Here is a 12714-nt window from a genome sequence, read left to right on the forward strand (position 1 = left end):
CTTAAGCACCTGCTTATCCGCGCGAGTCCGGTTCCTGCAAATCAATGATTACGGCATGCTCCGCTCCGATGCCAAAGCGCTCCAGCAGACCGTGCAGTGAAAAATGGGGCCCGGGATCGGATCCAGGGTCAGTTTGGGCCTGACCAGCGTCGGCTGGATTCGGTTGGGCCGGATCAGTGTCGGCCGGATCCGGTTGGGCCGAATGAGCTGCGGCATCATCCGCCCCGGCAGCGCTCTGAAACGGCTCCTTACCGACTTGCGGGTTATCCTTTTCCTCTGTAAATAAGTTCTCCACCGGCTCGTAGTCCGTAAACAGCTTAACTCCATCCCCAAGGCGGGAAGCGATAGCGGCTGTATCGTCGACCGAACCCAGGTCCACCACGGTAATGTTCATGTTCGTACCCATGAAAAATGAAAAAAGCTGCAGCTTCCGCACATCGCCTTCCAGCCTCGATTGATTATTTTTCGTCACAAATACATAATGTTTATCCGCCTGCCGCGGGCGACGTTCCGAGATCTTGCAAGTCAAATGAACAGCTGCGGCAACAAGCGCATAGCAGCCCAGCACTCCCGCCAAAATAACCCACATTTCCCGCCACCTCTTTTCTAAAGCAATCTTCTTTGAGAGATCTTTTTGGCGTGATCTTCTTGGTGTGATCTTCTTATTCAGACCTTCTTTGAGAGGTCTTCTTGAAGATGTTTCACCATGTCTTTGCATCGTTTCGTATGCGACAATATATGCCGGGTGAGGGCGGCGGGTTCCGTGCCGGGGCGGACAACCGTGCCGAACGAAAACAAAAAACGCAAGATAGGCAGCTGCCTCCTCCTATATCTCTTAAAGCGGTTGAATTGTTTTATGGCGAATTCAGCTGCTATCATGAACACTGGGAGAAGTATGATGAGGAGAAAATGTCCGGTTAACACGTGATCATTGAACTGAATCTCTCTCGTGATGGTGAGGTACCCGGAGAGGTTCGTTTCGCGTCGAAATATCAGAAAACCGTTCTTATGGCTTACGAACCAAGTCATCGTTAAGATCCCCCCAACGTTAGAGGTTGGCCAACCCCCCATAGCCATAACAAAAACGAGGCGAAAGACCCGCTCCCGCCCCGAAAATTAATAAATTCTATACTGTCAAAAATGTCAAAAAAACCGCGGAAAAACTCCGCGGGTTTGCTGAATCGACTTTAAACCGATCTGTTATGAAATCTCGTTATAAAAACGTTATGAAACAGGGAGCACCTGCTCCTACAACGTCACCCAGCCGTATTTGATCGAGTTGATGACTGCCTGGGTGCGGTCGTCGACCTCCATTTTTTGCAGGATGCTCGATACGTGGTTTTTGACCGTTTTTTCGCTGATAAAAAGGAACTCGCCGATCATTTTGTTGCTTTTGCCTTCGGCCATGAGGCGCAGTACTTCCGCTTCGCGGCGCGTAAGCGGATTGTTGTCCCCGGCTACGAATTTGACGCCGGTTTCGCGGCTTGCCGCCGCCCCGGACACGCTGCCCATCTCATCGAGATAAGTCATTCGGCGCAGCTGATTGATCAGCTTGCCCGTCACCTTCGGATGAATGTAGGCATGTCCCGCCACAACCGATCGAATCGCGTTCACGAGCGATTCCGCTTCCATATCTTTCAGCAGATAGCCGTTGGCGCCTTTGCGCAGCGTTTCGAACACATAGCTTTCATCATCATGAAGGGAGAGGATGATCACTTTGATTTGCGGAAACAGGTCGCGCAGCCGCTCGGTCGCCACGACGCCATTTTCAACAGGCATATTAATATCCATCAGTACGACTTCAGGCTGAATGTGATTGCAGAACTCGAGTACTTGTATCCCGTCGCCGCATTCTCCAATTACTTCCAGATCTTCTTCCATATTGAGAATACGTTTAAGCCCTTCCCGAAAAAGCTGGTGATCGTCGGCAATCAACAATTTGATTGTTCGTTTGCCGCCCGTTGCTTTCAGGTCCATCGTCATGCTACCCCTTTCTTGGATCCACTCCGATTGGAATGTGTATCGTAATTCTGGTGCCTTGATCTTTTGCGGACTCGATATCCATCCTCCCTTCCATCAGCTCGACTCTCTCCCGCATGCCAATGAGTCCGAAGTGAGGACTGTGCTTGGCTCTCGCCTCCACAAGATCCAGCTCAAAACCGTTACCATTGTCCTGGATTGATATTTTGACCATTTGCGACTGGTACGTTAGTTCCAGAGACACGTAGCTGGCGCCGGAATGCTTCATCGCATTGGTGAACGCTTCCTGAACGAGACGGTATATGCCCGCTTCCATCGCGGACGGCAGTCTGATTTCCTTGCCAATCGTCTCAAATACGGTATGAATTCGAGTTTTTTCTTCAAAATCCTGCACATACTTACGAAGTGTAGGAACGAGTCCAAGGTCATCGAGAGCCATCGGGCGCAAGTTGAAAATGATTTTCCGAATCTCCTCTAGTCCTAGACGAACCTGAGTCTTTAAATCTACTAATTCGTGCTGGACCATCTGAATTTCCTGCTTTATGAGCATTCTCTCAGCAATTTCCGTCCTGAGAACGAGGTTTGCCAGCGATTGTGCCGGGCCGTCGTGGATCTCCCTGGCGATCCGTTTTCGTTCCTCCTCCTGCGCCAATATAATTTTAAGGCCGATCAGCTGCCGGTTTTTCGCCGATTCGATAATGCGGGTCACCTGATGCAGGTCCCCGGAAAGATATTCGAGCACGACGTTGATTTGTGAACCGATCGTCTCGGCACGCTCCACAGACGTTTCGACATTCCGCACCCTTTTTTGCAAATCGTCGCGGCGCGCTTTCAAATACGTTTCCTTTTCCCGGTATACCATGAGCTCAAGCTGCAGCTGAGTCGCCTTTTCATAGGCGGCTTTGATGTCCTCTTCTTTATATCGGACAAAGTCGCGGCTAACTTCAGTCAAACGAATACGCGCAAGGCGATACTCCATTTCCAGCTTATCGACTTTGTCGATCGTCTGGATCGTTTCCTGGAGTACCTGGTTCAGCTCCTGTTCGAGCGAGACCAATTCCTTGCGCGCCGATTCGCAGATTTCATATATTTGATATTTGCTGTCTTCCATCACTTGGATCGCATTTTTAATAATTTGGTCCAGGTCGATATTTCGATGATCCAATTTCATCACGGCTGCCTTTCTGTTGGAGGTCAGTGCGGAAACGACGGCGCCGTCTTCTTCGACAGCGAACGTTTCGCAGTGAAAGATGAAGAATGCTCATTTCTTATCTTTAAAAAGGTTTGTACCGCACCCGCGCGGTTCAGGGAACGGTACAATCCTTATCATACCACAGCAGCATGCCGAATCGGTCAAATCATTGAATGGTAATCTTTTTAGTCGTTTGGTCCCAAGTTACTTTTAACCCGAGCTGCTCGGCTACGAGACGAATCGGGACTAACGTCCTTCCGCCCTGCACGATCGGAGCCCGCTGAGCCTCCAGTCTCGTCCCGTTGTTAATGACGTCTTTGCTGCCGATCGTCATTTCCACCAGCTTGCCCGCACGAAGTACGCTTACCCGTTTGGACGCATTTTCAAACATAATGCTGCCGCCGATCGAATCCGATACGAAGCGCAGCGGCAAGTAAGTGGTTCCGTCTTTCATGTACGGTGCCGTATCCAGCGGCAGCGTCCTCGCGCCGACGAGCGCCTTCCTGCTGCCCAGCCTCATGACGATCGTTTCCGTGACAGGCGCTTCTACCGCTGCCGGCAGCTGTACCGAAATATTATCGAACGCAATGGAGCCTTGCGGCGAACGCTCGTCGAATCCTTCCTTGAGGCTGGCAACGTACAGCCTTGAGAGCTTCACCGGGAATACGATCGCTTTACCCGGGTCCTCGATGTCTGCTGTGACATTTTTCCAGCCGCTCCAGTCCACCTGCTTCGCCAGCGTAATGAGATGCTTGCTGCCGGCCGCATCCGTCAGCTCCGCTCTTACCCAGTTCAGGCTGTTGTCGCCGTATACGTCCATGCTGATCGAAGTAGGCGTCCCTGCGATGGAACCGCCGCCGTCAAACACCGCATAGGCCGCTCTCGTATCCGTCGTGCCGGAATTAAAGTCATAGGTTAGATTCAGCGCCTGCGATGCGTTCGTGTCCAGTCCGCTTGCAACTGAAACCGAACCGTTTACGCCTGCGGTGGAAGCGAATGTGATGGCGGAAGACGGATTTTCGAACGTTTCCACAGGCGTGCTGCTGCTTCCCTGCGTCAGTGTGAGCAGCGCCGAATAACCGTCGTAGCGCGCGATGGCGTAACCGGCTTCCGCTCCCGGATTAACCGAGCCGATGATCAGCTTGTCCCCGGACCTTGCCGCCGTAAAACCATTAAACTCCCACTTAACAGATTCGTAAGGAAGCGTATATTTCTGTCCGTCCTTCAGCGTAACGGTGACGACGGGAAATATTTCCGCTCCGGCGGACAGCTCTGCAGCGTTCGAGGAGATGCTCATTTGCGCGATTTGATCGGCCCCGATCACGTTGACCGCCATCGTATCGGACGCTGTGCCCGACTTGACGGTAATGTTCGCGCTGCCGCCTTTGACAGGCACAAACGTGTTGCCGCTAAACGAACCGAGCGGTTTGTCCGCGCTCCATGACGGCGTAAGTCCCGATGCATCCAGAGGGTTATAGTAGGTATCGTAGGCTTTGAGCGTATAAGTTACCGGCTGTCCGATAAAAAGAGTACCGCTGCCGCTGGCCTTAATGCCTTTAATATCCCCCTTAGGCGCCGTCGAATATACTCCGAGTCCGTTGGTGACGAGCCGCTGCGTCGTGCCGAAATCGGTCGGGTGCGACAGCACGAGCGACGTCTCGCCAAGCGGGCGGTCGACCATCGTTGTGGAGCCGCCGCCGTCCAGATTGACGGCTTTCCAGACGCCCAGCGACACCAGCGCCTTCTGCAGCTCCGGCAGCGTCATGCCGCCGCTCGTTCCGCTGTCTTCCGTCGTCACAACATAGACGGTCTTCCCTTCCTTGGCGTAGCCGACCGCCGTTCTGGAGCGCGGCGTTGAACCGCTGATCGAAGCCGTGCTGCGCGAGAACGAGGACGGCTGACCGTCGCTTACGAGAATGGTATGTCCGCCTACCATCATCGCGAACGAAGCCGGATCCACGGACTGTCCGCTCGTTGCGGATTGGAGTGCATAGCTTGCCTGAAGCGTTTGTCCGACCGCCACATGCTCCCGGATAAACTGTGCCGCCTTGCCATGCGTCCGCAAAATGTATCCGTCCGCAGGCGGCGTCATAGGCAGCGCAGCCCCTTCGGATATTTGCTCAACGACGCCGCTGCGCACCAGCACCTCGGTCGGCGTGGCGTAGCTGGCGTCCGCAGGGCGGCTTGCATCCGTCCACGCGCTCGTGTACATATACATCGCGTTGACATGGCTCTGCATGCTGCTTTTTGTGCCGCCTTCAGACTCCGGCGTATACGACGACTGGTTGATGCCCGCCAGCGGGAAGGCGGCCCCGTCCTGCGCTGTCACTTGTCCGTTAAACGTATAGCGGTCAATAACCGCCGTCTTGTCGTTCGTGACGCCGAACATGTACATGCCGCTCAGCTGCATCGGGCTTGTCAGCAGCTTGCCGTCCGTTATTTCGGCGCCCATCGGAGAACCGTCGGACGAGCTCGTTTGAAAAAAGTCCGCGTTGACGCCGGCGACGGCTCCGGAATTTTGAGCCATATTCATGACGGAGCTGCGGTCGGTGACGACACCCGGCGTTCCGTTCATCGCGTTCAGCTTCACATAAGGATTCGTTAAATCGACTTTGATCACATGAACGTTTGCCTGCACCGGCTTGCCGCCGCGGGTGGACGCCCACAAATAATCGATGCGCTGCGCCCCGGACGTCACCATTTCCTGGTCAACGACCGTAAGCTGCGCCGTAGCCGGCGCATCGGCGGCGCTTGCCGTCTTCACCGGCGAAAGCACGGCCGCAGCGCCCGGCAGCGCCGGCGCCATTGCAAAAAGCGGCTGAACAAGCAGCGCCGTTCCCAGCGCCGTAATGAGGATCCGTCTGCCTTTCGGATTACGATTAGGATTGAGACTAGGATTGAAATTCGAATTGCGATTGGAAGCCCTTTCAGACCTATGTAACGGGTAATCGGATATTGCTTTTTTCATCGGATTGCCGCACTCCTATCTGTCTATACTCTACTAATTTGTGATTGTGATTCTACACCAATTAATAGACTGCGTAGACTGGTAAAAGTTACGTCCGATAGAATATTTCTATTATTTGTAATCGCTCCAACAAAAATAGTTATCTATCAATCTCCGGTTTAGCCCATTAATAAAGCGGACCGCGACCTAGATCCGATCCGCTTTTTTAACGAATAGGCTCGTTAACTATTAACCCTGAAAACTAATTATGAAAACTAATCATCAAAACTATTATTTGAAGCGCTCCTTTTTCACGCCTCGTCTAAAAATCCAATAACCTTCAGCATCCTCTCCACCATCAGCACCGCCTCCGCCCGGGTGGCGTTGTCGGTAGCACCGAAGCTGCCCGCCGTCAGACCGTTAACGATGCCGGCTTGAACCGCTTTGGCAACGTCCGTCATCGCCCAGCCGCTTATTTTCCGATAATCTTTGAAGCCTTGCACATAATACATGGAATGGAGCGGCAGCGTGACGGTCTGATTGGCCGACTCCATGGCGCGAATCATCATCGCGGCCATTTCCTGGCGCGTGATCGGACTGTCCGGCTTGAACGTGCCGTCGGCGTTGCCCTTCACGATGCCCGCATTATAGACCGCTCCGATATAGGGAGCGGCTTTCCCGGACCTGCTGACGTCCGAAAACGTCGAAGCAGCGACAGCTTTATCGCCGGCAAGCCCCAACCCGCGCGCCACGAACTCGGCGAACTCGGCGCGGGTAATCGCTTTTTTCGGCTCAAATAACGTTGTCGTTCGTCCCGACACGATATATTTGCTTGCCAGCCGCTCGATGTCCGGCTGCGCCCAATGTCCGTCCGTATCGGCAAATGTTACGGAACCGGTGACCACCGCATAAACGCCGTTCCCCTTTTGCTTAAACGTCACGACCGGGTTGCCGTCTTCGTCTGTCACGCTCGTCGGCGCATAAGTCAATGACCCGGATTCGGAGTCTACCCACACGGCAGCGGACTCGGTGCCGTCAACGGAATCCGCCGCTTGGACGGAGAAGGATACGTAACGGTCGAACTGCTCCAGCGGCTTGATCGTCGTGCCGCTCATGACCGACGCCTCAAAGCTGACGGGACTTACGATCATTTTTGCCCTGGACCGGCTCATGACCGATTGAAGAATGCCGGAAAGCGCGGTAGCGTTCGGATCAATTTGGATTAGCAAATAACCGACCGTGCCTCCCGCATTAAGCATGGAAGCTGTTTTCGGGTAGTTGACCGCCTTTAGCGGCACTTCAAACGAATTGCCGTTAAAAATCACTTTAAACGAAGCGTTTCCGTTTAATGCGAGCGCATCCTCCAGCTGTTTTAACGGAACGGCGACAAGGCCCGCACTCTCGGTTGAAGGAACGGTAAAGGTGACGGCATCCCCGCTGCCCGACGATCGAAGCGCCTGATAAGCCCTCGCTACCCGTTCATTCAGCAGGTTGTAACGGCTGGCTGGTTTTCCCGCCGGCGAGACGCTGCTCGTCACCTGCGCATCTTTTACCGTCAGCACTCCCGGACCGGCCGCCGCCCCTGTCGTTCCGTCTGCCCCTCCGTCTCCAGCACCGCCTCCGGAGCCGGCGCCAGCCGCATCGGTCACATTGGCAAGGGCGGAAGCCGTTATGCCCGCAATCGGGTTTCCGTTAAGCATTCGGAGGCCCGTAACGGTCGGCGTATAGGACAGTAAAACGGATTGACCTTTTACCACCGGCGTGTTTAACGTTAATGTCGCAGCATTCCCCGAAACCGAAACGGCATAAACCGGCACAAGCATTCCGTCAGCCCGGATCGCGAACTGGTTCGCCAAAGGGATATAAGCCGGATCGAGAGCATTGGAAAAAGTCATCTGCAGTATATTGCCGTTCACGATTGCAGCAAGCATAGTGGCAGTGGAAGCAGACACATTTGCCCCGATGCCGCTGAACGAGTCCGCCGTATTTCCGGCTAAATCGCTTATCCCCGGCGTCGCCTGCGCATAGCTGACGGTAACGGCCGCAGACGCGGCCGGAGCTGAAGCAAGCGTCAGCACGAGCGTGCTATTTTCTACCGCAACGCTGCTGATTGCCGCCGGAGAACCGTTAACCATGACCGAGAACTGGCTTTTGTAAGGGACGTTATCCGGGTTTAATCCTTCGTTGTAAGCGAGTATAAGCTTCGCTCCGCTGACCGTTATGCCGGACAGAACCGGCCTCACCTTGTCGAGCATGTTCTGAACATAGAATTTGCCGATCGGCTGCAGTATATTCCCGGCCGTATCCTTAAGCGGAGCCGTTCCCGGCGTATAGCTGACATAAGCGCTGTCGCCCGTCGTTACCGCGCCGGCCAGCTTAAGAGAAAGAGTCGAGCCGCTCACGGTAAGTTCCGATATCCCGTAATTGTAGCCGCCGACATTGATCGTAAACTGATTTCGGGTATTGGGATCGGCCGCCGCCAGTGCTTCATTGAACTGCAGCGTGGCCATGCTGCCGTTTACGCTGCCGCCGAGCAGCTTCGGCTGTGTCTGATCTTCGCTGTAAACCGCCTCGCGACCTGAAAATCCCGTCGCCTTGTCGCCGGTCAGACTGCGCAGCGAATGGTTGTCCGGTGAGTCCGATGACTGCGAATACGATACTTTAACCTTCTGTCCGTTCAAAATACCGCTTGCCAGCGTCAGCGTCACGACGCTGCTGTCAACCGACACGCCTGCTACCGCCCTCGCATTACCGGAATCGTTCACGGTTACGTAATACTGGGCCGGATAAGGAACAAAGCCCGTATCAAGCTCTTTATCGTAGATCAGCGCAATTTTGGATGAACTGATCATCTCTACCTTGCTTAAAGATGGAGCGCCGGCGGATGAGTTCAGCGTTTTGAACGTCCACTGGTATTCGTTGAGAATACCGGCAAACGCGTTTCCGGCTAAATCTTTGACCGTATCCACCCCAATCTCCACATAAATGGAGGTGTTGCCGGGCAGCGGCCCTGCGGGCTGGATGAGCAGCGCCTTCGAATCGGCGGGATCGACGGACGCCGATGCGTTGTACACTTCGGTTATTTTATCGGAGCGGTGAAGGATGACTTTCGGAATTGCCCCAAGCTGGATCTGCTCGTTGAATACCGCCCTCAGGCCGGCTTTTGTTGAAATACCTGCCGATCCGTTCGCAGGTGTCATCGATACCAAAGATGGCGCCTCCGCATCTTTCGATACGGTAAATTTCCAGCTTGTCGCATCATTAATACCCCCATAACGATTGCCCGCCGCATCCTGAAAAGCCTGATTGCCGATCTGGACATAATAAGCGGTACGTTCGGCAAACAACAAACCGGGCTTAATCGTAATCTGATTGGTGCCGCCGCCTGTCACCTGCGCCGACGTAACCGGGATCGAGGTTACGATTTCGCCGCCGGAGGCGCTGCGGATGACGATCGTGCCGCTGCCCGGATAGACCGCCTTATTAAAGGTCATCGTGAGCGGCCCGTCGAGGCTGCCCATAACGGCGCCGTTCCCCGGCTCCAGCTTCGTAACGGAAACGCTCTGATTGTCACTGACCGCCCGAGTAGAAAAATTCCACGCCGATGCATCGGTAATGCCGGCGAAGAGCAGGTCGCCGGATTTGAATGCGCCGGCATCGATCTGCACATAATAACCGGCGCTTCCTTCCAGCGGGGAATGGGGAATGGTAACGGTTCCGCCTTCCACGGCTACGTCCGAAACATTAATGCGCTGAAATATGCTGTTGTCGGTAATCTTTTTAATCGTTATGTATTTGGGAGAACTGCCGCTGCTGTTGCGTTCCACGTCCCGGCTGAAAACGATTTGCAGCGGCGAGTTGACGTCCACTCCCTCACTATTGTCGGCAGGCTGGGCAAACGACGCGGCTATCGGCGCAGGACCGGTCGAGAACGTCCAATCCACGGCGGCATTGTTGCCGGCCATATCCTGAAACGATCCCGGAGGCGCGGTAACGCGGTACGTTTGATCCGGCCCGAGACCGTACGGGGGTGTAATGACAATGGTGCTTGTACCGCCGCCGGTCACACTGGACGACACGACGCCGACAGAGGTAACATCGCCCGTCGACTGATTTTGAATTTGCACCGTTCCGCTTGCAGGGTACACCTTTTCATTAAAATCGATCTTCAGTTGGGAAAAGACCGAGTTGCCGGACGAACCGTTCGCCGGGTTGTAACCGGTGACTTCAGGCGGCGTCGTGTCCGCATCGGATACCGTAAAATTCCAGTCCGTCGCACCGGCAATGCCCGCAAAATTAATGCCGCTTGCCGCACCGACGAAAGCGCCGGCATCGATCAGAACATAATATGCGCCCCCGACTTCAAATCCGCTTGACGGCCGGATTCGCACAACCGCGTTGTTGTCGGGATCGATGGAGATACGGGTATCGCTGGATACCGTAAAATGCTCCACTTCGGTATTGTCGGAAACTTTGCGGATGGAAACGGCTGCCGAGCCCGATCCCTTAACGATCGCTTCGTCAAACGTAAGTACCAGCTGCTGGATATTGGAAGGCACCGCCGCCGCGTTGTCCGCCGGATTTTTGTTCAGCAGGACGGGGCCGGAAGCGGCGGCTGCCGCTGCCCTTCCTTCCTGAACCTGGAACAAGGTCAGTACCGGCTGTACAAAAAGGATCCAAGTCAAAACATATGTAAGCAGTTTACGATAACGAGTAGACGTTCGAATCATCAATGTTGTTCACTCCCCAGAAAAAGACAGTTGATACTTTTTTTTCGGTTTTTCCGGGGCAATTGTTTAGACAAAAAAGGAACAGCCCTCCATTCCTTATGGAATGAAAGGCTGTTTAAGCGTATAAGATTAAACCAACGCTTCGGTTTTGAGCAGCGACGCTTTGTCCACGCGCTCCCAAGGCAAATCGATATCGGTACGGCCAAAATGTCCGTAAGCGGCCGTTTTGCTGTAGATCGGACGGCGAAGGTCCAGCATCTTGATGATGCCGGCCGGACGAAGGTCGAAGTTGTTGCGGATCAGCTCAACCAGCTTCTCTTCTTCCACTTTGCCCGTTCCGTACGTGTCCACGTTAATGGAAACCGGGTTTGCAACGCCGATGGCGTAAGCAAGCTGGATTTCACATTTGTCGGCGAGGCCTGCGGCTACGATGTTTTTAGCAACATAACGCGCGGCATAAGCGGCCGAACGGTCGACTTTCGTCGGATCCTTGCCGGAGAATGCACCGCCGCCGTGACGTGCGTATCCGCCGTAGGTGTCGACGATAATTTTGCGGCCGGTCAAGCCGGCGTCGCCTTGCGGTCCGCCGATAACGAAACGGCCCGTAGGATTAATGAAGTATTTCGTTTTTGCATCCAGCCATTGATCCGGAACAACCGGCTTAATGACATGTTCGCGAATGTCCTTCTGGATTTGCTCCAGTGTAACTTCTTCGGCGTGCTGCGTCGAAACGACGATCGTGTCTACGCGGACCGGTTTGCCGTCAACGTATTCGATCGTCACTTGCGTTTTGCCGTCGGGACGGAGATAGTCGAGCGTGCCGTCCTTGCGCACTTCCGACAGGCGGCGGGCAATGCGGTGGGAAAGCGCGATCGGCAGCGGCATCAGTTCCGGCGTTTCGTTGGTGGCAAAACCGAACATCAAGCCTTGGTCGCCTGCTCCGATATCTTCGTTTTCTTGACGGATGTTTTTGCCGTCGCGGGTTTCAATCGCGGCGTTGACGCCTTGCGCGATATCGGCCGATTGCTCGTTGAGCGACGTGAGTACGGCGCAGGTGGTGGAATCAAAACCGAATTTGGCCCGTGTATAGCCGATTTCCTTGATGGTGCGGCGTGCGATGGCCGAGATGTCCACATAGTCCGCACGGCTGCTGATTTCACCGATAACGAGTACAAGCCCCGTCGCTACGGATACTTCGCAAGCTACGCGGGCATATGGGTCGACTTCCAGAAACGCGTCGAGAACGGCGTCGGAAATCTGGTCGCAAATTTTATCGGGATGGCCTTCCGTTACGGATTCCGAGGTAAACAGATGTTTGCCTTTAAGCGACAATAGGATCAACCTCCTACAAAAAAAATTAGTCAGACAATATAAGCGTTCTTGCGCCTCAAGTCCGGGCTTTGTGGCGTGGGAATGTAAGGGCAAATTGCCTACACAAAAAACGAACCTTTTCCGAGTGGAAAAGGCCGTTTGTCAACTCTTCTAGTACATTATGATACCCCAACTGTCGCTTTGTGTCAACGGCTACCGATTTATGACAGCGTATTTATTGCAGTCCCAACAACGTTTGTTCGGCTTGCGCTACGAGCCGTTTTGTAATGTTTCCGCCAACGCTGCCCGCGTCGCGGGTCGCCAAACTGGACCAGTGAATGCTCCCGCCGCCGCTCGTGCTGCCCAGCTCACCTGCGAACTCCGTATCGGCAGCTCCGGGAACGGACGAAGTCAAGCCCAATTCGGCTGCGATTTCGTATTTCATCTGATTCAACACTTCACGGGATTGCGGAACGACTATTTTGTTGGAAGAACGTCTTGCCATTTGTTCATGCACCTCCAGGTTTAATGGTATCGTCGTTGTGGCTTTAGTA

8 protein-coding genes are annotated in these 12714 nt (G+C 54.2%); 1 reads left to right on the forward strand and 7 read right to left on the reverse strand.

The window, feature by feature from the left end:
- Positions 1 to 13 precede the first annotated feature (13 nt).
- On the reverse strand, positions 14 to 589 hold the full coding sequence (locus tag VN24_RS26240; protein WP_052702849.1) for a hypothetical protein: 576 nt from the start codon (positions 587 to 589) through the stop codon (positions 14 to 16).
- A gap of 107 nt (positions 590 to 696) precedes the next feature.
- Between VN24_RS26240 and VN24_RS27330 the strand changes: the two genes are divergently transcribed.
- The gene (locus VN24_RS27330) at positions 697 to 921 is read left to right on the forward strand and encodes a hypothetical protein (protein ID WP_148505211.1); all 225 of its coding nucleotides are present in this window, start codon (positions 697 to 699) and stop codon (positions 919 to 921) included.
- Positions 922 to 1248: 327 nt separating this feature from the next.
- Here the strand turns inward: VN24_RS27330 and VN24_RS07980 are convergent, their stop codons facing one another.
- The 6 genes from VN24_RS07980 to VN24_RS08005 form a co-directional block, all read right to left on the reverse strand.
- Positions 1249 to 1977, reverse strand: coding sequence for a response regulator (locus tag VN24_RS07980; RefSeq protein WP_045673104.1), 729 nt, complete (start codon positions 1975 to 1977; stop codon positions 1249 to 1251).
- 7 nt (positions 1978 to 1984) lie between these two features.
- Complete coding sequence (locus tag VN24_RS07985) at positions 1985 to 3151, reverse strand: sensor histidine kinase (protein WP_148505212.1); 1167 nt, start codon at positions 3149 to 3151, stop codon at positions 1985 to 1987.
- A 187-nt stretch (positions 3152 to 3338) separates the two neighbouring features.
- Positions 3339 to 6140 (reverse strand): stalk domain-containing protein, encoded by a 2802-nt coding sequence (locus tag VN24_RS07990; protein WP_082083673.1) that lies wholly within the window; start codon positions 6138 to 6140, stop codon positions 3339 to 3341.
- A gap of 290 nt (positions 6141 to 6430) precedes the next feature.
- The gene (locus VN24_RS07995) at positions 6431 to 10849 is read right to left on the reverse strand and encodes an Ig-like domain-containing protein (RefSeq protein WP_045669956.1); all 4419 of its coding nucleotides are present in this window, start codon (positions 10847 to 10849) and stop codon (positions 6431 to 6433) included.
- Positions 10850 to 10978: 129 nt separating this feature from the next.
- Positions 10979 to 12181 (reverse strand): methionine adenosyltransferase, encoded by a 1203-nt coding sequence (gene metK, locus VN24_RS08000; RefSeq protein WP_045669957.1) that lies wholly within the window; start codon positions 12179 to 12181, stop codon positions 10979 to 10981.
- Between the two features lie 214 nt (positions 12182 to 12395).
- On the reverse strand, positions 12396 to 12665 hold the full coding sequence (locus VN24_RS08005; RefSeq protein WP_045669958.1) for an alpha/beta-type small acid-soluble spore protein: 270 nt from the start codon (positions 12663 to 12665) through the stop codon (positions 12396 to 12398).
- Positions 12666 to 12714 lie beyond the last annotated feature (49 nt).

The organism is Paenibacillus beijingensis (assembly GCF_000961095.1).
In the GTDB taxonomy this organism is placed as follows: Bacteria; Bacillota; Bacilli; order Paenibacillales; family Paenibacillaceae; genus Paenibacillus_O; species Paenibacillus_O beijingensis.